Origin of the sequence: Collinsella sp. AM23-17, from assembly GCF_003470945.1 — a bacterium.
In the GTDB taxonomy this organism is placed as follows: Bacteria; Actinomycetota; Coriobacteriia; order Coriobacteriales; family Coriobacteriaceae; genus Collinsella; species Collinsella aerofaciens_O.
In genome coordinates this window covers 60,746-82,409 of sequence record NZ_QRHU01000012.1, presented here as the reverse complement: position 1 = coordinate 82,409, position 21,664 = coordinate 60,746, and the positions used below count along the sequence as shown (strand labels likewise).

The 21,664-nt window shown below is 59.5% G+C and carries 21 protein-coding genes and 1 riboswitch; of the genes, 12 read left to right on the top strand and 9 right to left on the bottom strand.

Annotated elements, in window-relative coordinates; genetic code table 11:
• Window positions 1-97: 97 nt before the first annotated feature.
• The 3 genes from DW645_RS06010 to DW645_RS06000 form a co-directional block, all read right to left on the bottom strand.
• Window positions 98-628: a nitroreductase family protein gene (locus DW645_RS06010; RefSeq protein ID WP_118226832.1), complete on the bottom strand. Its 531-nt coding sequence runs from the start codon at window positions 626-628 to the stop codon at window positions 98-100.
• 286 nt (window positions 629-914) lie between these two features.
• Entirely contained in the window at window positions 915-1,538 is a 624-nt protein-coding gene (locus DW645_RS06005) for a DUF47 domain-containing protein (RefSeq protein ID WP_055251695.1), read from the bottom strand.
• A gap of 67 nt (window positions 1,539-1,605) precedes the next feature.
• On the bottom strand, window positions 1,606-2,655 hold the full coding sequence (locus DW645_RS06000) for an inorganic phosphate transporter (protein WP_055251696.1): 1,050 nt from the start codon (window positions 2,653-2,655) through the stop codon (window positions 1,606-1,608).
• Window positions 2,656-2,904: 249 nt separating this feature from the next.
• Here DW645_RS06000 and DW645_RS05995 point away from each other — a divergent pair, with 249 nt between their 5' ends.
• The 6 genes from DW645_RS05995 to DW645_RS05970 all read left to right on the top strand — a co-directional run bounded on the left by DW645_RS05995 (window position 2,905) and on the right by DW645_RS05970 (window position 6,725).
• Complete coding sequence (locus DW645_RS05995) at window positions 2,905-3,243, top strand: hypothetical protein (RefSeq protein WP_147356635.1); 339 nt, start codon at window positions 2,905-2,907, stop codon at window positions 3,241-3,243.
• Between the two features lie 84 nt (window positions 3,244-3,327).
• A complete protein-coding gene (locus tag DW645_RS05990) occupies window positions 3,328-3,546 on the top strand; it encodes a hypothetical protein (protein WP_118226828.1) in 219 nt (72 codons plus the stop codon).
• A gap of 17 nt (window positions 3,547-3,563) precedes the next feature.
• Window positions 3,564-4,022, top strand: coding sequence for a Bax inhibitor-1 family protein (locus tag DW645_RS05985; RefSeq protein WP_118226826.1), 459 nt, complete (start codon window positions 3,564-3,566; stop codon window positions 4,020-4,022).
• A gap of 140 nt (window positions 4,023-4,162) precedes the next feature.
• Window positions 4,163-5,296 (top strand): TIGR02452 family protein, encoded by a 1,134-nt coding sequence (locus DW645_RS05980; protein ID WP_117854965.1) that lies wholly within the window; start codon window positions 4,163-4,165, stop codon window positions 5,294-5,296.
• A gap of 78 nt (window positions 5,297-5,374) precedes the next feature.
• Window positions 5,375-6,034, top strand: coding sequence for an SGNH/GDSL hydrolase family protein (locus tag DW645_RS05975; RefSeq protein WP_158568691.1), 660 nt, complete (start codon window positions 5,375-5,377; stop codon window positions 6,032-6,034).
• A gap of 79 nt (window positions 6,035-6,113) precedes the next feature.
• On the top strand, window positions 6,114-6,725 hold the full coding sequence (locus DW645_RS05970) for a pentapeptide repeat-containing protein (RefSeq protein ID WP_117647245.1): 612 nt from the start codon (window positions 6,114-6,116) through the stop codon (window positions 6,723-6,725).
• A gap of 145 nt (window positions 6,726-6,870) precedes the next feature.
• On the opposite strand, the gene thiD is transcribed toward DW645_RS05970, so the two are convergent.
• Both thiD and thiC read right to left on the bottom strand, forming a co-directional pair.
• Window positions 6,871-7,701 carry a bifunctional hydroxymethylpyrimidine kinase/phosphomethylpyrimidine kinase gene (thiD, locus tag DW645_RS05965; RefSeq protein ID WP_118226822.1) on the bottom strand — a complete coding sequence of 277 codons (831 nt, stop codon included), beginning with the start codon at window positions 7,699-7,701 and terminating at the stop codon, window positions 6,871-6,873.
• A 178-nt stretch (window positions 7,702-7,879) separates the two neighbouring features.
• Entirely contained in the window at window positions 7,880-9,214 is a 1,335-nt protein-coding gene (gene thiC / locus DW645_RS05960) for a phosphomethylpyrimidine synthase ThiC (protein ID WP_118226820.1), read from the bottom strand.
• Window positions 9,207-9,322: riboswitch (TPP riboswitch) on the bottom strand. Its footprint overlaps the gene before it by 8 nt.
• A gap of 63 nt (window positions 9,323-9,385) precedes the next feature.
• Here thiC and DW645_RS05955 point away from each other — a divergent pair.
• A complete protein-coding gene (locus tag DW645_RS05955) occupies window positions 9,386-9,907 on the top strand; it encodes a hypothetical protein (protein ID WP_118226818.1) in 522 nt (173 codons plus the stop codon).
• 23 nt (window positions 9,908-9,930) lie between these two features.
• Here DW645_RS05955 and DW645_RS05950 read toward each other — a convergent pair whose 3' ends face one another.
• Both DW645_RS05950 and DW645_RS05945 read right to left on the bottom strand, forming a co-directional pair.
• Window positions 9,931-10,740, bottom strand: a complete 810-nt coding sequence (locus tag DW645_RS05950) for a YaaA family protein (RefSeq protein WP_118226816.1) — start codon at window positions 10,738-10,740, stop codon at window positions 9,931-9,933.
• Window positions 10,741-10,843: 103 nt separating this feature from the next.
• Complete coding sequence (locus tag DW645_RS05945) at window positions 10,844-12,241, bottom strand: aminopeptidase (RefSeq protein ID WP_118226814.1); 1,398 nt, start codon at window positions 12,239-12,241, stop codon at window positions 10,844-10,846.
• A gap of 166 nt (window positions 12,242-12,407) precedes the next feature.
• Here DW645_RS05945 and polA point away from each other — a divergent pair, with 166 nt between their 5' ends.
• On the top strand, window positions 12,408-15,158 hold the full coding sequence (gene polA / locus DW645_RS05940) for a DNA polymerase I (protein WP_118226812.1): 2,751 nt from the start codon (window positions 12,408-12,410) through the stop codon (window positions 15,156-15,158).
• Window positions 15,159-15,503: 345 nt separating this feature from the next.
• Here the strand turns inward: polA and DW645_RS05935 are convergent, their stop codons facing one another.
• Window positions 15,504-16,331, bottom strand: a complete 828-nt coding sequence (locus DW645_RS05935; protein ID WP_118226810.1) for a Cof-type HAD-IIB family hydrolase — start codon at window positions 16,329-16,331, stop codon at window positions 15,504-15,506.
• Window positions 16,332-16,884: 553 nt separating this feature from the next.
• Between DW645_RS05935 and DW645_RS05930 the strand changes: the two genes are divergently transcribed.
• The 4 genes from DW645_RS05930 to ndk all read left to right on the top strand — a co-directional run bounded on the left by DW645_RS05930 (window position 16,885) and on the right by ndk (window position 20,846).
• The gene (locus DW645_RS05930; RefSeq protein WP_117564621.1) at window positions 16,885-18,111 is read left to right on the top strand and encodes an argininosuccinate synthase; all 1,227 of its coding nucleotides are present in this window, start codon (window positions 16,885-16,887) and stop codon (window positions 18,109-18,111) included.
• 233 nt (window positions 18,112-18,344) lie between these two features.
• Window positions 18,345-18,515: a hypothetical protein gene (locus DW645_RS09940; protein ID WP_158567923.1), complete on the top strand. Its 171-nt coding sequence runs from the start codon at window positions 18,345-18,347 to the stop codon at window positions 18,513-18,515.
• Window positions 18,516-18,633: 118 nt separating this feature from the next.
• On the top strand, window positions 18,634-20,064 hold the full coding sequence (gene argH, locus DW645_RS05925) for an argininosuccinate lyase (protein ID WP_117640298.1): 1,431 nt from the start codon (window positions 18,634-18,636) through the stop codon (window positions 20,062-20,064).
• 377 nt (window positions 20,065-20,441) lie between these two features.
• Window positions 20,442-20,846 carry a nucleoside-diphosphate kinase gene (gene ndk / locus DW645_RS05920; RefSeq protein ID WP_055251725.1) on the top strand — a complete coding sequence of 135 codons (405 nt, stop codon included), beginning with the start codon at window positions 20,442-20,444 and terminating at the stop codon, window positions 20,844-20,846.
• A gap of 180 nt (window positions 20,847-21,026) precedes the next feature.
• Here the strand turns inward: ndk and rpiB are convergent, their stop codons facing one another.
• A complete protein-coding gene (rpiB, locus tag DW645_RS05915) occupies window positions 21,027-21,494 on the bottom strand; it encodes a ribose 5-phosphate isomerase B (RefSeq protein WP_035138007.1) in 468 nt (155 codons plus the stop codon).
• Window positions 21,495-21,664 lie beyond the last annotated feature (170 nt).

Here is a 21,664-nt window from a genome sequence, read left to right as displayed (position 1 = left end):
GCCGTGTTCCGCTATGCGGTTGTCAATTTGCGAAAGAAATTATGCGTCACCGCGAAGGGCGCGTGGTAAAAGGTAGATTTTAAGGTATGTCTAAAAACTACTTGAGGAGGAAGTTGGAGAGGGGAATAGTGCGGGCCTCGCGATGCTCGGGATCGGCGATGTGGTCGGCGGGATAGCCACAGACGAGCATGTGATAGGGATAGACGCCCTTGGGCAGATTGAACTGCTCCTGTGCCACCTCAGGCTTAAAATGGCATACCCAGCACGTTCCCAGGCCCTGCTCGGTGGCCTCCATCATCATCTGGTCGCACACGATGGACGTATCGATTTCACTGGAATTCATCTGGTCATACGGGCGCACCCAAGCATCATCGGTAACGCTGCAAATAAGGAAGACAAGCGGAGCTCCAAAGATAGACCCATCACGAGCAAACCGAGGCTGACAAGCAGCAGCCTTCTCCAACAGCTCGCGCGTATCCAGCACCATCACACGGGCTGGATGATTATTACAAGCAGAAGGAGCAATCCGCCCCGCCTCAACAATGGCATCCACTACCGACTGCTCAACAGGACGGTCCTCAAAAGAACGACAAGAATACCGACCACGAGCCAGATCCAAATAAGACATACAAGCCCTCCAACAATTAAAAATCAAACAAACCCAAAGTAACCCAAACAATACCCAAAGCAGCAATCAGCCAAACGCTCATCAAGGGCCAAAGTGTCCGAACGGGTACCATAGGTCCCTTCAGCCAAACCCCCATCGCGCTAAATCTATCAGCCAAAGTTCCCAATGGTGGTGCATAAGGGAGCGGGCCCGGCCACTAATAACCTTTTGAACGACTCTGCTTGCAGCCGGAGTGAAAAAGGTTATTAGTGGCCGGGCCCGCGACCGGTGGGACATGTACCCCCAATTAACTGTTCTTCATGACGATCGAATCCACGACATCGGCCACATTCTCGCAGCAGTCGGCGCAGTACTCCAGGAAGGCGTACACGTCACGCCAAGCGATGACCTCGAGCGGGTCCTTGCCGTTAACGTGCAGGTTACGCATGGCGTTGATATAGAGCTCGTCGGCCTCGGACTCGATGGTGTTGATCTGGATGACGAGCTCGCGCAGCGTTTTGGACTTGCGGTAGTTAGGCAGCTCGACCATCAGGTCTTTCATGGCGCGGCAGGCGTCGGTCACCTTGTGGGCGATCACGATGGCATCGGGATGGATGCTCTGGATGTTGGTGAAGTAGACGCGCTGCACGACGCCCTCGATGCGGTCGAGCACGGTGTCGAGCGAGCAGCTCATCAGGTCCAGATCTTCGCGCTCAAGCGGGGTGATAAAGGCGGTGAGCAGGGCGTCCTCAAGCTCATGGTGCTTCTTGTCGGCCGCATGCTCGATCGCATGCATCTTGTCGAGCATATCGTGAATCTTAGCGGGATCGAAGTTCTCGAAAATCTTGGTAAGCAGCTCGGCGGCCTGGACGGCGAGGTCGGCGCAGGCGACGTAGTTGTCAAAGTAGAACGAATCGGGTTTCTTTGCCATGAGTGGGTCCTTTCGAGGCGAAGACGGGTGGGCGAGGTGTTACGGTCCGGATGGACGTTCGGTTTGACTAGATGAACATCATGAACAGCTTGGCCATGACAAAGCTGATGAGTCCGCAGGCGGGGAAGGTGAAGAACCAGGTGAACATCATGTCCTTGACGACGCCGAAGTTGATGGCCGAGAGGCGTTTGACGGCACCGACGCCCATGATGGCGCAGGTCTTGATGTGCGTGGAGGACACGGGGATGCCGGTAAGGGTGGCAAGCAGCAGGTTCGCGGCGCCCGCCAGGTCGGCGGAGAAGCCCTGGTACTTTTCGAGCTTGACCATGCTCTGGCCAACGGACTTGATGATGCGCTCGCCGCCCACGCTGGTGCCGATGCCCATGGTGGCCGAGCATAGCAGCATAATCCAGATGGGGATGCCGGCATCGCCGACGCTCGTCTGGCCGCTGGCAAAGGCCACGCCTAAAAAGAGCACGCCGATGAACTTCTGTCCATCCTGCGCGCCGTGCATAAAGCTCATGGCTGCAGCGCTCGCGATCTGAGCGTATTTAAAGAAGACATTGGCACGTCGCCTGTTGGCGGCGGCGAAAAGAATCGAGACGAGCTTGCACAGGACCCAGCCCATGACAAAGCCCAGACCGATGGAGAGCGCCAGGCCGTAGATGACCTTCATCCACTCGTGGACGTTGACGCTGCTCGCACCGCCGAGGGCGATGGCGGCACCGGTCAGGCCGGCGATAAGGCTGTGGCTTTGCGAGGTGGGGATGCCAAAACGCGACGCTGTGGCGCCGTAGACGACGATGGAGAACAGCGCCGCGCACAGACAGGCGAGCGCCATGGTGCTGTTTCCGCCAAAGTCGACAATATGGGAGATGGTGTTGGCGACGCTCGCGTTAAAGTGCGTCATGATGAGCACGCCCAAGAAGTTGAATGCGGCACTCATGAGAATGGCGGCGCGGGCGGGCATACAACGCGTGGTGACGCAGGTTGCGATGGCGTTGGGCGCGTCGGTCCATCCGTTGACGAAGATGGCGCCGAGTGCGAGGATCACGGTGACGGCAAGGACTGGGTTCGACACAAGTTGGCCGAGGAAGGTTGAGAACGTTACGTCCATGTATGGGCTTTCTCGAAGTTTGCAGACACGTTACAAAAACATGATAAATCGTATCACCTCCTGTGGGCTTCTTTACCGAGTTCTGATGGGAGAAGTGAATTTTTTGGCACTAACATTGAATATTAGCCCTGTTGACCGCGGGTGTTCTTTTTGCTAACACGTCGTGCGGACGTGCACATGCGGTCCGACACGCCAAAACCACAGCCTGTTCGCTTTACAATATACAAACATGCGTTCGATAATAGGAGCATGGAATATCGACAGACAGATGGCAAAACTCGGCGCGTGCACAAGCAGTATGTGGACGTCGTGGCCCGCATCCTCGCGGGCGGACAAGTCGTGCCGGTCACCGTCTGCTGGGTCGACGGTCGCTGCTTTACGATTGACGAGATTGTCTCGTCCACGGGCTTTGGCTTAACGGTCCACGGTGTTCGTACGGCAACGTATAAAGTTCGTTTTGGCGGGCATGCGACCGAGTTGTATCTGGAGGACCAGGCGCGCGAACGGCCGGACGGCTCGCAGGCCCACGTGATGCGTTGGTGGGTCTGGGCGTTTGACCGCGCGCTCGAGGGCGAGCGCCGTAGGTAGGGACGCACGGCGTTCGGGTACAATGGTAGGAATCTTGTCATCTGCTGCGCCGTCATTCGCGGCGCTTTTTGAAAGGACGAAGCTATGAACGATATCCAGGGCTATCAGAACGGCCCCGTCGAGACCGGCGCAAGCCGCGCCAAGGAGATGTCGCCGCGCGCGTACAATCTCGCCATGTCTGCCCTGATCTTCTTGGGCTTTTGCGCCATGGGCGCCGGCGCCTACTTTACGAGCACCATGTCGTTTGCGCGCATGATGATGAGCGGGGCCGCCCTGCCGCTGGTTTTGGCTCGTTTATCCTGACCATTGTCGGCATCGTCATGATGTCAGCTGCCGCCAGCAAGCAGTCCGTGGGCCTGTCCCTTGTGGGCTACGTAATCTTTGCGAGTACCTTTGGCCTGACCGCGTCGTTTGGCCTTGCCAACTACGACCTGCCCACCATCAACACTGCCTTTATCGCCACGGCCGCCATCACCTTTGTCTTTGGCGCCTTGGGCGTGACGTTCCCCAAGTTTTTCCAGCGCGTATATGGCATCGGTTTTGGCATTCTGCTCGCCACTATTCTGGTTGAGATCGTGCTGATGTTCATGGGCGTCTCGCAGACCATCACCGACCTGATCGTGATCGTGGTGTTCGCCGGCTTTATTGGTTACGACACCTATGTTGCCACGACGGTGCCACCCACGCTGCCCAACGCCGTGCTCATGGCATCCAACCTGTTCGTGGACATCATCAACGTGTTCTTGCGCATTCTGAACATCCTCGGCCGTCGCGATTAAAGCGCGGCATTGCGATGCTTCCTGCCGGACACGGTAAAACGATGCGAAAGGCGGTCCTTCGGGGCCGTCTTTTTTGTGCGCGGCGGGGTATCATGGATGAGAAAAGCCGATAGCGGCAGCGACAGGAAAGGTGACCACTTATGGCAGACGTCGACAACAGGAACCGTAACCACAGGTCCAACCGAGCGGGTCAGCCCAATCCCAAGCGCGAGGCCCGTGCCAAGGCCGCCGAGCGCCATGTGATGACTGTGTCCGAGGCCTGCGCCAAGGATATCGAGCGTTCGCTTGCCGGTGTTCGCGAGTTTGACGGCATGCCCACCGGCTTTGTCGCGGCGATGAAGGCCAAGGTTCAGACTGCTGTGGCCCCCGAAGAGCAGGTCGCCGAGGACGTCGAGAACGCGGAGACTGCCGAGGTCGAGGCAGCGCCCGAGACCGAGGCGGCGCCCGAGCCCGTCGAGGAGCCTGCCGAGGAAATCGCCGAAGTTGAGTCCGCGCCTGCTGAGGAGCCCGCTCCGGTCCTGCCCGAGGTCACTGTGCTTGATGCCTCCGCCACGCAGGCAATCCTCGATAACGGTCGCGGCTATGCGCAGTTCTGCGACATGGCCGTGCTCGCCTTTGCCTCGTTTACCAATCCGGGCGGTGGATATATTCAGGGTTATCTGGGCCAGGAGGCCACGTTGTGCGCCGATTCGTATCTGTACAACGTCCTCGATAAGCAGCGTAAATGGTACGGCGAGAACCGTCGCCGCAACATCAACTGTGAGCTGTACCGCAACCGTGCGCTGGTGGTGCCCGCGGTGCGCTTCGAGCGCAAGCATGTGCACGCCTATGCCGACGTGATCGTCGCCGCTGCACCCAACGCCAAGCGTGCTCGCCAGGAGTACCGCGTGAGCGACGATGCCTTGCTTGACGCCCTGCGCGACCGCATTCGCTTTGTGCTTGCTATCTGCGATGAGCTTGGCCGCGAGAAGCTCGTAGTGGGTGCTTGGGGCTGCGAGAACAACGGCTTTGACGCAGAGGCCGTGGCCGAGCTCTTCCGCAAGGAGCTCGCATCGGGCGACTTCAAGGTCAAGCAGGTCTTCTTTGCCGTGCCCTCTACGCGCTGGGACGAGGACTTCGCCAAATTCGAGCACGTGCTGGCAAACTTCCCCGAGCGAAACGAGGAGTCCTATGCTCAGGTTGCCGCCCGCGCCGCAGCCGCCCGTGCCGCCGAGCAGGCTCAGGCCGCTGCCGAGGATGACGAGGATGACGACGACTGGCGCAAGTACCTGTAAACGGTGCTCGTGATGCGATATACCGAGCCGACGGGAGAGGCTGCTCCTGTCGGCTTTTTATTGAGTGGGGAGCTTACGATGAAAAACGTTCTGTGCTTTGGTGACAGCAACACCTATGGTTACGATCCGGCGGGCATGCGCGACGGTACCGCGGTGCGCTATGCGCAGGATGTGCGCTGGTGTGGCGTGGTCCAACGTGACTTAGGCGAGGGCTGGCATGTAATTGAAGAAGGCCTCAACGGCCGCACGACGGTACGCGACGACATGTGCCATCTGGACACTAACCTCAACGGCATTCGCGCGCTTCCGATGCTGCTCGAGGCTCATAAGCCGCTGGACGCCATTGTGATCATGCTGGGCACCAACGACTGTAAGACGGTCTTTAACGTGACAGCTTCCGATATCGCCCGTGGCGCCATGGCGCTGATTCGCGCCGTCCGCGCGTTTCCGTGGACCGACGCCGCGCCTTGCCCGCGCATCCTGCTGATGGCTCCTATCAAGATCAAGCCGCAGATCGCCGATATATATATGACCGATTTTGACGAGCGTTCCGTCGAGGCATCTGAACATTTTGGCGAGTACTATGCGCACGTGGCCGAGCAGTTTGGCTGCGACTTTTTGAATGCCGCCGAGTTTGCCGAGCCGGGCGATATTGACTATCTGCATATGATGCCCGAAAGCCACGAGAGCTTGGGACATGCCGTGGCAGCCAAGCTCCAAGAGATGCTCGGTGAGTAGCGCGACCCCAAGCCACCGCAAAGGGGACAGGCACCTTTGTGGTGGTTTTGCCCGGGTAAACGAACGGATTGGCTGCCATATGGGCATGGACGAGCTCATCGACCTCTTTGCCGAGGGCGATGAGCTCGTCTCCAATACCGCTTTTGAGGATTTGGATCTTGCCTGCGACGTGGCGAACGGCGCGACCTTCGATGGCGTCGTGTTCCGATCATGCGAGTTCGATAGCGTTGACTGGAGCGGCTCGACGTTTCGCGACGTGGTGTTTCGCGGTTGCCGCTTTATCCGCTGCAACATGGAAGGTTGCTGGCTCAACCGCTGCGACTTCGTTGACTGCTCGGCGCCGGGGCTCAACTTGCTCAGGGCGCGTCTGTCGAGCGTGTCGTTTACATCGTGCGATTTGAGCTATGCGAACCTTTCGGAGGGAAGCATTGGCCCCATGGCTGCGCGTGACACGCGTTTGACCGAGGCCGCACTCCAGGGGGCAAAGCTGGGGCAATTGCGCTTGGACGGCTGCGACCTGACGCGAATCGATGTGTTCAAGACGCCGCTTTCCGGCGTGGATGTATCGTGTTGTACGTTCGCGGCTCCTGTCGTCTCGGGCGACTACCATGAGCTGCGTGGCCTGACGGTTAATGCCGAGCAGGCGTTGGCACTCTCGGGTCTGCTCGGCATCCAGCTCGCCGACGAATAGGCGCCCCGGTCCTTTGCTCGACCGCTATCTAAAATCAAACCGTCGCAACATCCGATGATTTTTCGCGTTTGCACGATTTTCATCGAATGTTGCGACGGTTTTTGGTGCAAGGTAGCCTGTCTTTTTTTGGCAGGTTACTGGCTATTTAGTACTGCCACATGTGGTTGACAGGGCCGGAGCCTTTGCCCATGTCAAAGCCGGCGGCGAGAGCACCCGTTAGGTAGGCCTTGCCGGCGTTGACGGCATCGGCAAGATCCATGCCCTGGGCCAGCGCGCAGGCGATGGCGGACGAAAGCGTGCAGCCGGTGCCGTGTGTGTTGTCGGTCTCGATGCGCTTGTGGCGGAACCACGTGGTGAGCGGATCGCCCAGATGGTTGCCCTCGTCATCGAGCGGCGCGGGTTCGGCCAATACATCGTTGGCCTCGTTGACAAGATGCCCACCCTTAACGAGGGATGCGCAACCAAAGCGGCGGGTGAGGAGCATGGCAGCATTTTGCTGTGTGCGCTCGGAGTCGACCTCGTAGTCAAGCAGGGCCATGGCCTCGGGAATATTGGGCGTGATGACGGTTGCTAGTGGGAACAGGCGGCGGGTGAGCGCCTCGGCGGCATCTTCGGCAATCAGCCGTGCGCCCGAGGTGGCTACCATGACGGGGTCGACGACCACGTTTGTCGCGTTCCAGGCGCTCAGGCGGTCGGCGATAACCTCGATAATCTCGGCAGAGGAAACCATGCCGATCTTGACGGCGCTGGGGCGGATATCGTCAAATACGGCGTCAATCTGCGCAGCGACGATATCAGGGGAGATATTCTGCACGGCGGTGACACCGAGCGTGTTTTGTGCGGTGATGGCGGTGATGGCCGTCTCGGCATACAGGCGGTGCGCCGTGATGGTCTTGATGTCGGCCTGAATGCCGGCGCCACCGCTGGAATCGGATCCTGCGATGGATAGAACGGCAGGTACCTTACTGCGATCCATGTTTGCTCCCTTGTTCGGTCGGAATCAAATGGGTCTTTAAGCCAGCATTATAAAGATGCCCGGGCCGACTCTATGTCGAACCCGGGCGGGCGATGCAATCTTTACGCAAATGTAAGCAAATGTTCACACGTCAACAATTGACGAACACCATGTTACCGATTGTGGCTCCGGTGACGAGTTAGTCCTCCATGCCGAGGTCGATCGTCGTGCCTTCGAACACCTTGTTAACGGTGCGGACGGCGCACATCTTGCCACACATGGTGCAGGTGCCCTCGGTGGCGGCGGGGGACTCCTCGTAGCGCTTCTTACCGGTGACCGGGTCGAGAGCACACTCCCACATGGCATCCCAGTCGAGCTTGCGGCGTGCCTGGCCCATCTTGTCGTCCATGTCGCGGGCGTGCGGCACCTTTTTGGCGATATCGGCGGCGTGTGCGGCGATCTTGGTGGCCATGAGGCCGTCGAGCACATCCTGGGCGTTAGGCAGGCATAGGTGCTCGGCCGGTGTCACGTAGCACAGGAAGTCGGCACCGGAGCTGGCGGAGATAGCGCCGCCGATGGCAGCGGTGATGTGGTCGTAGCCCACGCCGATATCGGTCACCAGCGGCCCGAGCACATAGAACGGGGCGTTGTGGCACAGGCGCTTCTGCAGTTTCATGTTGGCGGCGATCTCGTCGAGCGCCATGTGACCCGGGCCCTCGACCATGACTTGGACGCCGGCGGCCCAGGCGCGCTTGCACAGCTTGCCCAGCTCGATCATCTCGGCGGTCTCGGTGGCGTCATTGGAGTCGTAGAGACAGCCCGGGCGGCAGGAGTCGCCGAGCGAGATGGTCACGTCGTACTCGTGGCAGATCTCGAGCAGCTCGTCAAAGTACTCGTAGAAGGGGTTTTCGTTGCCGGTAACCTCCATCCAGCCAAATAGCAGCGAGCCGCCGCGGCTGACAATGTTCATGAGGCGGCCGGTCTCCTTAAAGGTCATGGTGACCGATTTGTTGATGCCGCAGTGGATGGTCATAAAGTCCACGCCGTCCTCGGCGTGCGCGCGCACGACCTCGAACAGGTCGTCCTTGGTGAGCTTGACCAGCGGCTTTTCCATGTAGCCGATGGCGTCGTACATGGGGACGGTGCCTACCATGAGCGGCGTCTCGTCGATGAGCTGCTGGCGGAACTGGCGCGTCTTGCCCGAGTTGGAGAGGTCCATGATGGCGTCGGCGCCAAAGTCCTCGGCGATCTTGACCTTCTTCCATTCCTCGGCGGCATCTGCCTTGTCGCCCGAGATGCCCAGGTTCACGTTGACCTTGGTGGACAGGCCCTCACCGACGCCAAAGGCGCGCATGCCCTTTTTGATGTGCACGATGTTGGCGGGAATGGCGATGCGGCCGTCGGCCACGCGCTCGCGGATGTACTCGGGGTCGCGATGCTCGCGCTCGGCGACCTCCTTCATCTGCGGTGTGATCTGCCCGGCGCGGGCGAAGTCGATTTGCGTGACGAGCTTGGGCTCGGTCTGTGTGCTCATTGGCACGGCTCCCTTCGTTGGCATTACCCATATCAGGTTTGCGGGTCAGGGCGGGCGCGCCCAGTCTCAGCCTGCCGTCTTGTCCTGCAAGCTCCCCGTTTATGTAATGGGCTCAAGTATAGCTCGAATGGGTACGATTGGCCTAACGAGCGTGCCTGTGGGGAGGCGTACATGGAAGACAAGCATCTATATCGAGAGACACAATGGGATGTATCGGCCGAGGAAAGCCGTGCGCACCATGGCCTTGTCGCGATTGGTTTTGCGGTGCTTGCCGTGTTGGTGATTGCCTTTTGTATTTGGACGTTCGGCGGTCGCGGCGGCGCTGCGTGGGAGTTCGAGGCTGATGATAGCCTACCGATTATGACGGTGAGGAGTACTGGCGGTAATGCCAATACGCTCGCCGTTCCGGGCGATTATTGGTACCCGCGCGATGAGTTTGTGCAGTTGCAGCTGAGTGGTGGGTCCATTCCAGGTGAAGAAATCGAACGCGTGACGTTTGACGCGGCGCTCAAAACGCTCACGGTGAAGCTCAAAGATCAAGGAGATGTGCCCACGACCATGGATATCGTCCTGACGGAATGGCGTCTGGAGCCTCCGACGGGTGTTGCGGTGTCCGAGGTTGAGCACGTCAAGATTGTCTATCAGGACGGTTCGACAAACGGGATTGCAAAGGCCGATGGCTTGGCGGAGTAACGGAGTGTTTGGAAACGGCGGGCCTATTGTGCCTGCGCGTTCATGAAAACCAGGGTGTTTTTGTCTGAAAGCTCGGGGATGTGACGATAGCCGATGTTGAATGCGGTAAGTTCGCTTGCATCCTCGAGCTTGTTTTCTGCCATCCACCGCACCATGGAGCCGCGCGCCTTTTTGCTGGCGGTCGACCGTTGGATGGGCTTCCCGTTGCGGATACCCTCGCCAAAGAGGCATGTGACGGCCGTGGCGTCGCCCGCGAGGTGGGGCAGAACGGTTTTGGCATACTCTACGCTGGCAAGGTTGACGATCGTAGCGTTGGAGCCCGCCGGAGCGATGACCCGTGCGAGTTTGTCGCCCCAAAACGCGTAGAGGTCTCGGGCATCGTCGACGGCAAGCTTCGCCCCCATTTCGAGCCGATAGGGCGACACGCCGTGGAAGGGGCGTACGCATCCGTAAAGGCCCGAGAGGATCCACAGATGGTCTTGCAGCCATGCGAGCTGCGCGAAATCCATCACCTCGGGTGCCATGCTCTGGTATTGAATGCCGTGATAGGACATGACGGCAGGGGAGAGGTGACGGGCGAGTGCGGGATTGTCGAGATCGCCGTTTTTCAGGATGGGCCCGAATTCATGCAGGGTGTTGAGGCAAGGCCCCAGCAGTTTGTCACTCACGTTCCATAGCGCCTGCAGGCCGCCGCTGCCTTCATTCCGCTCGATATTTAGCAGTGCGCGGTGGAGGCGAGCCGTCTCGTGCACAAAAGGTGGAATGCCCAGGACTTCAAAAGCATCTTGGGCCGCGCGCATCTGTTTGGCGGGCGAAATGATGACCTGCAGCATGGACTCTCCTCTGCCAAAAAGAAAGTTGCGGTGGAATACGGTCTGTTTTGGTCGTTTATGGGCCAGTTTAGTCCGTATTTCACCGCAACTGATGAAGGGTCGGTTAGGCGCGCTCGATGAAGGCCTTGTAGCCGCGATAGGCCTCGTAGATATCGGCCTTGTTAGCGACCTCCCACAGGGCGTGCATGGACAGGACGGCAACACCGGAGTCGATGACGTTCATGCCGTACTTGGCCATGATGTAGGCGATGGTGCCGCCGCCACCTGCGTTGACGCGGCCGAGCTCGCAGGTCTGGAAGTCAACGCCCGCCTCGTCCATGATGTCGCGGATGAGGGCCACATACTCGGCGTCGGCGTCGTTAGAGCCGCCCTTGCCGCGGCTGCCCGTGTACTTGTTAAAGCACAGGCCGCGACCCATAAAGGCTGCGTTCTTGGTTTCGAACTTGCCGGCGTAGCCCGGGTCGAAGCCCGCGGACACGTCAGAGGAGAGCATGCGGCTGTGGGCGAGTGCGCGGCGCAGGGCCAGCGGGCTATCCTCGCCGGCGAGCGTCATGATCTCGGCGACGGTGTTCTCGAAGAAGCGGCTCGTCATGCCGGTGGCACCCACGGAACCAATCTCCTCCTTGTCGACGATGAGTGTGATGCTCGTGCGCTCGACATTGGCCACATTGATCTGGGCGAGCATGGAGGGGTAGGCGCAAACGCGGTCGTCATGGCCATAGCCCAGAATCATGGAGCGGTCGAGGCCCATGTCGCGGGCCGGGCCGGCGGGCACGACCTCGATCTCGGCGGAGAGGAAGTCCTCCTCCTCGACGTCGTACTGCTCCTTGAGGATATCCAGGAACATCTGCTTGACGGGCTCCTTGGGAGCGTCCTTGTCGTCCTCGTCAAACTTGACGGGGCGGCCGCCCACAATCACGTCGAGGATCTCGGCGTCGACGGCGTCCTTGGCGGGCTTGGCCATCTGCTCGCTCGAGAGGTGAATCAGCAGGTCGGAGATGGTAAAGACCGGGTCGTCAGCCTTGTCGCCGATGTTGATGTCGACGGTGGTGCCGTCCTTTTTGCAGATGACGCCCACAAGCGCGAGCGGGGAGGCCACCCAGTGGTAGCTCTTGACGCCGCCGTAGTAGTGCGTGTCGAGGTAGGCCATGTCGCCGGCCTCGAAGGCGGGATTTTGCTTGAGGTCCAGGCGAGGCGAGTCCACGTGGGCGCCCAGGATGTTAAAGCCCTGCTCGAGCGGGGCGGTTCCAAGGTTGACGAGCATAAGGTCCTTGCCGTGGTTGGCGGCGTACACCTTGTCGCCTGCCTTGAGCTCGCGGCCTTCGGCGATCACGGTCTCCAGGTCGACGTAGCCCGCCTCCTCGGCCATCTTGATGCCGGCCTTGACACACAGGCGCTCGGTCTTGTTCTCACTCAAAAACTGCTTATAGCCGCGGCAAAGCTCCTCGAGCTCCTCGATCTGCTGTGGCGTGTACTTTTTCCATGCGCAGGGACGCTCCATGACGCAGGCTCCTTTCGGATCGATCGTGCTGGTTAATGTACCGTGAGCCATCGTATCACGCGCGGGCGCGCGGTGGCGGAGGAGCTTGATGTGCGGTGGCCGCGAGGCGGGGAGCGTGTAAACTGGTGGGAGCAAATCGTGCCCAGCCCAAAGCGAGGTATTCAATATGTCTGACAAGCGCCGCACCTTTGCCGTTATCGACGGCAACTCGCTCATGCACCGCGCCTTCCACGCCGTGCCGCCCACCATGAACGCGCCGGACGGTCGCCCCACCAACGCGATCTTTGGCTTTTTAAACATGTTTCTCAAGATGATCGACGCCTTTAACCCCGACGGTGTGGTCGTGGCGTTTGATAAGGGCAAGCCGCGCGTGCGCATGGAGATGCTGCCGCAGTATAAGGCGCAGCGCCCGCCCATGGACCCCGACCTGCACGCGCAGTTCCCCATGATTAAGGAGCTGCTCGCTGCGCTCAACGTGCCGATTTTGCAGTCCGAGGGCTGGGAAGGTGACGATATCCTGGGCACCATGGCGCGCCTGGGCGAGGAAGCCGGCTGCGACATGCTGCTGGTGACCGGCGACCGCGACATGTATCAGCTCGTGACCGAGCACGTCAACGTGGTCTCGACCCGCAAAGGCCTGTCCGACGTGGCGATCATGACGCCCGAGAGCGTGGACGACCTGTATCACGGCATTACACCGGCGCTCGTGCCCGATTTTTACGGCCTGAAGGGCGATACTTCCGACAACATTCCCGGCGTGCCGGGCATCGGCCCCAAAAAGGCGAGCGCGCTCATCGCGCAGTACGGCAGCTTGGACGAGGTCATCGCACATGCCGACGAGGTCAAGGGCAAGATGGGCGAGAACCTGCGCGCGCATATCGACGACGCGCTGCTGAGCCGCAAGGTCGCAACCATTCGTACCGATGCGCCTGTCGAGCTCGACTTTGATGCGACGTCCTTCCCGGCGTTTTCTGCCGACGAGGTGTCCGCTACGCTGGGCACGCTCGGCATTACGGCCATGCAGAACCGTTTTTTGGCGCTGATTGGCGGCGAGGGCGGGGCTGCGGCCGCTGCTAGCACGTTTGAGATGCCCACGATTGAGCGCACCGCTGCCGGCGATGCCGAGGCGCTTGCTGCCGTGGCGTCCGAGGTTGTCCGTGCGATCGAGGCGGGCGAGTGGGTCGCCGCCGTGGTGGACGATGACAAGGAGGAAGGCGCACTTTTTGGCCTGACGCGCACGCTGTGGCTGGCGACGTCCAAGGGGTTGCTTGCGCTCGAGGAGGGCGACGGCGGTGCGTCTGCCGTGGTCGATGGCTTCAACGTTGCCCACGGCGTGGTCGCCGGCGTGCTCGCGCGCCTGTTTATGGAGGGCCGCGTGGCGAGCCCGGACATGAAGGCGCTGCTGCACGAGCTTTCGCCCATCGATTCCTCTGAGCCCGAGCTCATGGATCCGCTGGCCGTCGATTCCACGCGCATCTTCGATACTGTGGTCGCCGCCTATCTGTTGGATTCCGACCGCTCCGAGTTTGATGAGGCGTATCTGGCCGATACCTATCTGCAGATGACGCTGCCTGCGGCGCGCGGCGCGGAGGGTGCTGGCGAGGACGCTCCTGCCCCTGCTGCCCGCACTGCGGCCCTGACGCTGGCGCTCGTGGCGCCGCTGCGCGACCGCATGGCCCGCGAGAACGCCGCCAACGTGTTCGATGGCATCGAGATGCCGCTCGTGCCGGTGCTTGCCAAGATGGAGCGCGCGGGCATGCTCGTGGACCCCGACCGCCTGCATAGTCTGTCCGAGGGTCTGGCGACCCAGATTGCCGAGATCGAGCGGAGCATTCGCGATCTGGCCGGCGACGAGACCTTTAACATCGGCAGTCCCATGCAGCTCTCGCACGTGCTCTTTGACGTGATGGGCCTTCCGACCAAGGGCCTCAAAAAGACCAAGCGCGGCTATTATTCGACCAACGCCAAGGTGCTGAGCGACCTTGCCCGTGACCACGAAATCGTGCGTCTGATCTTGGACTGGCGTGAGAAGTCCAAGATCAAGTCCACCTATCTGGACACGCTGGGCCCGTTGCGTCGTGGTGACGGTCGCGTGCACACCACGTACAACCAGACCATCACGGCGACGGGTCGTCTGTCCTCGAGTGACCCGAACCTTCAGAACATCCCGACGCGCTCGGAGCTGGGCCGTACTGTCAAGACGGCGTTTTCGGCAGGCGAGGGAAGCGTCTTTTTGGCGGTGGACTACTCGCAGATCGAGCTGCGTCTGCTGGCGCATCTCTCGGGTGACGAGCATCTGGTGCGCGCCTTTAACGAGGGCGAGGACTTCCATGCCGAGACGGCCGCGCGCGTGTTTGGCGTGCCGGTGTCCGAGGTGACGCCCGACCTGCGCAGCCGCGCCAAGGCCGTGAACTTTGGCATCGTGTATGGTCAGCAGGCTTACGGCCTATCGCAGTCGCTGCATATCTCGATGGCCGAGGCACGCGACATGATCGACCGCTACTACGAGGCATACCCGGGCGTGCGTACGTTCCTCGACAACGTGGTGGCGCGTGCCAAGCAGACGGGCTATGCCGAGACCATGTACGGCCGCCGTCGCCATATTCCTGAGCTCAAGGCCAAAAACCCGCAGCTCCGCGGCTTTGGTGAGCGCACGGCCATGAACCACCCCATGCAGGGCACCGCCGCCGACATCATCAAGATCGCCATGGCCCGCGTAAGCCGCCGCCTGGAAGAAGAGGGCTTTGCTGCCCACATGATTCTGCAGGTACACGACGAACTGGACTTTGAGTGCCCCGTCGACGAAGTCGAGCGCCTCACCGCCATGGTCCGCGACGTCATGGAACACGTAGTAGACCTCCGCGTCCCCCTAATCGCCGAAGCCAGCACCGGCATAACCTGGGCCGACGCGAAATAGGGAAGCACTCCGTAAGGCAAGCTCGCCCAAGACGCAAGCCCCCACATACTTAAGATTTGGGACAAACACTACTGATTAATTTGTCCCACAGTAACCAAAACAGAGGGGAGCCCCTTCCAACAAGGGGCTCCCCTCTGCTCAAATCATTTCAGCTAAGTATCTAGACACTCAAGACGCCATCTTGGCGGCAGGAAAGTAAACCTAGGACCTGGCCGGGCGGCGCGGATTAGTTTTTCGTAGATTCCGCACGAGCCGGAAAGCACTTAATGTGCTTTCCGAGCGAGCCCAGGACCTGACCGAACGAAAAACTAATCCGCGCCGCCCGGCCAGGTCCGACGTGCCACGTTACCGAGCCGCCAAGATAGCGTCGATGAGCGTCAGTACGCCCCCGTCGTTGTTGCTCGGAATACGCCACTTGGCATGCGCGTTCATATGCTCCTCGGCATTGTCCACGATAAAGCTGTGACCGACGCGCTCAAGCATGGGGATGTCGTTGTACGTATCGCCCACGGCAGCGGCGTCGGCGATATCGATGCCCAGGCGCTCGCAGAGATGTGCTACGCCCGACCCCTTGTCGACGCCCAGATTCATAAAGTCGATCCACTCGCGGCCCGCATTGGTGACGTAGAGTTTGTCCGAGAACTCGGGGCTGTAGTCCTCGCGAAACGCTGGCTCGGCATCGTAGGCGGGGAAGAAGATCGAAATCTTGTTGGACTCGATATCAAGGCCCTCAAAGCTATCGACGTAGTTGATCGTGTTGTAGTAGACGCTGATCTCGTCGTGGTACTGATGGTCGCGGGCGAGCACATAGAACTCGTCGTAGCAGCACAAGACGGGAACGGCACGCGGGTCCTCCGAGGCACGGGTGAGCACCTGCTGATACAGCGCCACATCGATGTTGCTCTTATAGATATAGCTGCCGCGATAGATGACGCAGGCTCCGTTGTCGGGACAAAAAGCAAGGCGGTTCTTAATGCTCTCGAACATTTCCTCGAGTTTGGGGGCGGGGCGTCCGCTGGCGGGGCAGAATACAATGCCTGCGTCGGCGAGCTTGTCCAGGCGCTCATCAAGACCCTGCGGCAACACGCGCTTGTCGGTGAGCAGCGTCTTGTCCATGTCGACGGCGAGAATCTTAATGCTTCCGATATTGGTGTCCGATTCGTAAGTTTGCATAAAAGCGCGCCTTTCGTTTCGAAATTGTTTCAGACGTTATAACCATCAACCAGTAACTGAGCGTATTGTCGCAGGAACGGAGCGTATTTGCACCACGCTTCACAAAGTAATGAAAAAACTTTTCAGAAATTTGAATTTGTCGCTTGTGCTGCGGGCACTTTAGCGTAATATAGCGACCATCGAAAACGGAGACGGAAATACAACCGCTTACCGAAGAAAAGGTACCGTTTACGATATTAGAATTGCGCCCGGCGATAGGTGAAAGGAGAGGCAGATGCAGTTCGTAAAGATCATCACCACTGCAGATAATGCCATCCGACGCCAGCGCGCAATTTCCCGACGACGATAACAGTCGTCTCTGTTCGTATGGGGTGAAATGCCCCAACAGAGTCATTTTGAGGTCGTTGGGTTTTAGCACGATATAAACGCATGTTTCTAGGGCATGCTGTGCTGCTTTTTGCTATTTAACCTGATATTGCACGGTTTTTGACCTCGAAATGACTTGCAACTGACCGATGTTCTAACTAGCTACCAAGGGCGAAAGGAAACAGCCATGAGCAAGGAAAAAGTCGTTCTCGCATATTCCGGTGGTCTTGATACATCCGTATGTGTCAAGTGGCTCCAGGACGAGAAGAATCTCGATGTCGTTTGTGTCTGCGGCAACGTGGGCCAGGAGGAGACCGGTCTGGACGCCAAGAAGCAGAAGGCCCTCGACCTGGGCGTTCTGGATTGCCAGGTGCTCGATCTGCGCGACGAGTTCTCCGATGAGTTCCTGACTAAGGCTATCGCCGCAAACTCTATGTACGAGAACAAGTATCCGCTGCTCTCCGCCCTGTCCCGCCCGTTGCTCGCCAAGAAGCTTGTCGAGGTCGCTCACGAGTTTGGCGCGACCTACGTCGCTCACGGCTGCACCGGCAAGGGTAACGACCAGGTTCGTTTTGAGGCTGCCGTCAAGGCCCTCGACCCCGAGCTTAAGGTTATCGCCCCGGTTCGCGAGTGGGATCTTAAGTGCCGTCCCGACGAGGTCGCCTATGCTCACGCCCACAACGTGCCGGTTCCCGAGGGTGCCAACGACAACCCCTATTCCATCGACGACAACCTGTGGGGTCGTGCCATTGAGTGCGGCCACCTGGAGGATCCCTGGAACGAGCCGCTCGACGACGCCTGGGTTATGACCAAGAATCCCGAGGACACGCCCGACACCCCGACGTATACCGAGATTGAGTTTGAGGCCGGCAAGCCCGTCGCCGTCGACGGCAAGAAGATGAAGCTCTCCGAGATCATCATCGCACTCAACAAGATCTCGGGCGACAACGGCTTTGGCCGTCTCGACCTGGTCGAGGACCGTCTGGTGGGCCTTAAGAGCCGCGAGTGCTATGAGGTTCCCGGCGCCCTGACGCTCATCACCGCCCACAAGGCACTCGAGGATATCTGCGTCGAGGGCGACCTGCTCAAGACCAAGATTAAGCTCGAGCAGGATTGGGCCACCGCCGTGTACAACGGCCAGTGGTACAGCCCGCTCAAAAACGCGCTCGATGCCTTTATGGCCGACACCCAGAAGTTCGTGACCGGCACCGTCCGTCTGAAGTTCTTTAAGGGCAACTGCCATGTCGTCGGCCGCAAGAGCCCGTTTAGCCTGTATGACTACGGTCTGGCTACCTACGACCGCGACACTACGTTTGACGAGAAGGCCAGCGCCGGCTTTATCGAGATCGATACGCTGTCGCTCAAGACGTGGGCTAAGGTCCAGGGCCCCAGCTCTGCTGCCGCCCAGGCCTAGCGCCTCCTTCCTTTGGTATCCGCGCGGCCCATCCGCGTGATACATAACGGGCGCATGGGGTCTCTACCTTTCGTTATGCTTGCTGACACTTCTTAACATCGGTGGCCCCTACGTTCCGCCCGCGTATATGATGCCGCGTCTGCGGCTGAGTCCGAGCCCCGCCGGGGTTGTCCGGCGGGGCTCCTCCTATCAATTTGACGGCCCTGCACCTATATATATGGGGAGTATCCATTATGTTCAACGCTATCGCGCATGCCTTGCTTGCCCTCGCGCCCGAGTTCGATGCTGCAAAGGTCGAGGATGTTCCTATGAGCCTGAAGGCCTGGATCGATGGTTCGCAAGGCAACATCCGGAGGGAGAAGTTGGGCACCAAGTGCCTCGTGCGTCACTTCTTTGCATATTAGCTACATGGCCCTGTGCACGGTGGGGAATGTGTAAAACTAGCGGTTGAAAAATCGCTTTAGCGACATGGCTCATTGCTTTGGGCGCTTGTTTTGGTATTTGGAGAAAGGGGACGGTTCCATGGCTCTTTGGGGCGGTCGTTTTGAGGCAGGCGTGGCCGAGGTCACGCAGGAGTTTGGCGCGTCGTTGCCGGTTGACAAACATCTCTATAAGCAGGATATCGCAGGATCTAAGGCACATGCCAAGATGCTGGCGGCCCAGGGCATTATCAGCGCCGAGGACGAGCAGGCGATTGCCAAGGGCCTGACCGGAATCGAACAGGATATCGATGCCGGCAACTTCACCTTCGATATCAACGATGAGGACATTCATATGTCCATCGAGAGCGAGCTGACGCGCCGCATCGGCGAGGCCGGTAAGCGCTTGCATACCGGGCGTTCGCGCAACGACCAGGTGGCGACCGATACGCGTCTGGGCGTCAAGGCGCTGGCCAAGGAACTCATGGAGGCCAATCTTGAGCTGCGCCATGTGCTGGTGGATGCGGCCAAGAAGTACGACAAGGTGATTCTGCCGGGCTACACGCACATGCAGCATGCTCAGCCCGTGCTGCTGTCGCATCATCTGCTGGCGTATTCCTGGATGTTCGCGCGCGACTTTACACGCCTGAAGGCCGCCTTTGATGCCGCTGACAACTGCCCGCTGGGTGCCGCCGCGCTTGCCGGTACGAGCTATCCGCTCGATCGTCAGATGACGGCTGCCGAGCTTGGCTTTGCGGGTGTGATTCCCAACTCGCTCGATGCGGTTTCCGACCGTGATTTCCTGCTCGATCTGCATTACGCCGGCTCCGTCATGGCCATGCACCTGTCGCGTCTTTCCGAGGAGATCGTGCTGTGGTCGAGCTCCGAATTCGGCTTTATCACGCTTTCCGACTCGTATTCCACCGGCTCGTCTATCATGCCGCAGAAGAAGAACCCCGACTTTGCTGAGCTTATCCGCGGCAAGAGCGGTCGCGTGTACGGCAACCTGGTGCAGCTGCTCGTGACCATGAAGGGCCTGCCGCTTGCTTATAACAAGGACTTGCAGGAGGACAAGGAGGGTGCGCTCGATACCGCCCATACGCTCATGCAGTGCCTGTCGGTTATGGCCGGCATGATCTCGACCTGGACTGTCAACGAGGACGCCATGGCGCGCGAGTGTGGTGTGGGCCACTTGGCAGCCACTGATGTTGCCGATTACCTGGCAAAGCGCGGCCTGCCGTTCCGCGAGGCACATGCCGTGGTGGGTCATCTTGTCCTGATGTGTGAGAAGCGCGGCTGCAATCTTGAGGACCTGCCGTTTGAGGTGTTTCAGGAGGCAAGTCCGCTCTTTGAGCGCGACATTACCGAGGCACTCGACATCCCGTCGATTGTCGCCGCGCGCACGACCGAGGGTGGTACCGCCCCTGCTGCCGTTGCCGTGCAGTTGGGAAGCGCCGAGGCGCAGCTCGCGGCCGATGAGGGTGTGTTTGGCTCGTTATCCAAGGTCGTCGAGATGGGCCACGGAGCTAATTAGCTTATTGGATGCGTCTGTCTGGTGTGTTCATCATATTTTGCCTTTACGGGTGCCCGCTACGGTGGGCACCCGTTTTGTTATAGAGAAGGAAGGAGCTTGTCGAGAACTTCTGTAGGACATTTGCGCAGGTTGTGAAGGGGGTGCGTTCACGGGCGACAATCGACCGCCCGTTCTGTTCGTTGCAGTTGAAAGTGGGACGGATGGTACTCTAGTCGGGCTTCGAAACAGAAGTGACACATATGGAGCGCTTTAATAAATAATAACGCTTCAATAAACGGCTTTTTGTTTAACTGCAGCTAGAACTCTGTTACGATGCAGTCCAGGCGGGTGCCGGAATGGGACTTGGGCACGCGCGAACCTACTTGAAAGGCTACCTTATGGCTATCGAGAAGACCTTCATCATGATTAAGCCCGACGCCGTGCGCGATCGCAAGATCGGCGAGATCGTTGCTCGCATCGAGCGCAGCGGCCTTGTTATCGAGCGCATGGAGATGACCACGCTCGAGCGCGCTACCGTCGAGGAGCACTACGCCCATCTGGCCGACAAGCCCTTCTTTGGCGGTCTCTGCGACTTTATGACGAGCGGTCCGGTCGTCAAGATGGTCGTTTCCGGCCTCTCCGCTGTCTCCAAGATGCGCACCCTTATGGGCGCCACCAACCCGCTTGATGCTGCCCCCGGCACCATTCGCGGCGACTTTGCTGTCGATGTCAACGCCAACGTGATCCACGGCTCCGACTGCCTGGAGAACGCCGAGATCGAGATCAAGCGCTTTTTTGGCTAAACCAGCTTTGACTCCTTAAAGCTGTTAGCGTGTGGCTTGGGCGCCGCGGAACTTCATCCGCGGCGCCCTTTTTATTCCAGTAGACTTTTGGTAAACCCCCACAAATCTACTAAAGAGCCCCCGTCCGGATGTTTCTTCCGGGCGGGGGCTGGCGTTAGCGTCGTATGGCTTTGTGAATCTTTAGGCCTCGTCGACGATCTTAAGGCCGCGCGTGTGGTCGATCTCGTTGAGGAGGTTAACGCGACGCTCGTGACGGCCGCCCTCAAACTCGGCGTCGAGCCACTCGTCGACGATCATCTTGGCGAGCTCGGAGCCCACGACGCGGGCGCCAAAGGCGAGCACGTTGGTGTTGTTGTGCATGCGCGAGAGCTTGGCGCTGAAGGGCTCGGAGCACACGACGGCACGAACGCCCTCGACCTTGTTGGCGGCCAGGCTGATTCCGACGCCGGTGCCGCAGATCAGGATGCCCAGGTCGACGTCGCCGTTGGCAACTGCCTTGCCCACCTTGTAGCCGGCGATGGGGTAATCAAAGCTCTCGGAGGTGTCGGTGCCAAAGTTCACGACCTCGCATCCGCGCTCCTTCAGGTGCTCGGAAATGATGTTCTTGAGCTCGACGGCGGCGTGGTCGTTACCGATACCAATCTTCATGAGTGGTTCCTCTCTGGTCCGTGCGGCGGAATTGCTAAAGGTTTTACCGCGTTCGACTGCATGATAGCGCGACTTTTGCCTAAACGCTCGGGCGTTTTTTGGTCAAACGCTTTAGCAGGCAACAAGACCGGCCTCTCATGAATAATGCCGCCAATTTGTGCTTGAGCGCC

Excerpts from the sequence above, each read along its gene's own strand:
- ndk (WP_055251725.1), top strand. The coding sequence starts at position 20,442 with ATGGCTATCGAGAAGACCTTCATCATGATTAAGCCCGACGCCGTGCGC.
- DW645_RS05995 (WP_147356635.1), top strand. The coding sequence starts at position 2,905 with ATGGAATATCGACAGACAGATGGCAAAACTCGGCGCGTGCACAAGCAG.
- polA (WP_118226812.1), top strand. The coding sequence starts at position 12,408 with ATGTCTGACAAGCGCCGCACCTTTGCCGTTATCGACGGCAACTCGCTC.
- DW645_RS05970 (WP_117647245.1), top strand. The coding sequence starts at position 6,114 with ATGGGCATGGACGAGCTCATCGACCTCTTTGCCGAGGGCGATGAGCTC.
- rpiB (WP_035138007.1), bottom strand. The coding sequence starts at position 21,494 with ATGAAGATTGGTATCGGTAACGACCACGCCGCCGTCGAGCTCAAGAAC.
- DW645_RS05975 (WP_158568691.1), top strand. The coding sequence starts at position 5,375 with ATGAAAAACGTTCTGTGCTTTGGTGACAGCAACACCTATGGTTACGAT.
- thiD (WP_118226822.1), bottom strand. The coding sequence starts at position 7,701 with ATGGATCGCAGTAAGGTACCTGCCGTTCTATCCATCGCAGGATCCGAT.
- DW645_RS09940 (WP_158567923.1), top strand. The coding sequence starts at position 18,345 with ATGTTCAACGCTATCGCGCATGCCTTGCTTGCCCTCGCGCCCGAGTTC.
- DW645_RS05945 (WP_118226814.1), bottom strand. The coding sequence starts at position 12,241 with ATGGAGCGTCCCTGCGCATGGAAAAAGTACACGCCACAGCAGATCGAG.
- DW645_RS05950 (WP_118226816.1), bottom strand. The coding sequence starts at position 10,740 with ATGCTGCAGGTCATCATTTCGCCCGCCAAACAGATGCGCGCGGCCCAA.
- DW645_RS05955 (WP_118226818.1), top strand. The coding sequence starts at position 9,386 with ATGGAAGACAAGCATCTATATCGAGAGACACAATGGGATGTATCGGCC.
- DW645_RS05935 (WP_118226810.1), bottom strand. The coding sequence starts at position 16,331 with ATGCAAACTTACGAATCGGACACCAATATCGGAAGCATTAAGATTCTC.
- DW645_RS06000 (WP_055251696.1), bottom strand. The coding sequence starts at position 2,655 with ATGGACGTAACGTTCTCAACCTTCCTCGGCCAACTTGTGTCGAACCCA.
- DW645_RS06010 (WP_118226832.1), bottom strand. The coding sequence starts at position 628 with ATGTCTTATTTGGATCTGGCTCGTGGTCGGTATTCTTGTCGTTCTTTT.
- argH (WP_117640298.1), top strand. The coding sequence starts at position 18,634 with ATGGCTCTTTGGGGCGGTCGTTTTGAGGCAGGCGTGGCCGAGGTCACG.
- DW645_RS05980 (WP_117854965.1), top strand. The coding sequence starts at position 4,163 with ATGGCAGACGTCGACAACAGGAACCGTAACCACAGGTCCAACCGAGCG.
- DW645_RS05985 (WP_118226826.1), top strand. The coding sequence starts at position 3,564 with ATGATGTCAGCTGCCGCCAGCAAGCAGTCCGTGGGCCTGTCCCTTGTG.
- DW645_RS06005 (WP_055251695.1), bottom strand. The coding sequence starts at position 1,538 with ATGGCAAAGAAACCCGATTCGTTCTACTTTGACAACTACGTCGCCTGC.
- thiC (WP_118226820.1), bottom strand. The coding sequence starts at position 9,214 with ATGAGCACACAGACCGAGCCCAAGCTCGTCACGCAAATCGACTTCGCC.
- DW645_RS05990 (WP_118226828.1), top strand. The coding sequence starts at position 3,328 with ATGAACGATATCCAGGGCTATCAGAACGGCCCCGTCGAGACCGGCGCA.
- DW645_RS05930 (WP_117564621.1), top strand. The coding sequence starts at position 16,885 with ATGAGCAAGGAAAAAGTCGTTCTCGCATATTCCGGTGGTCTTGATACA.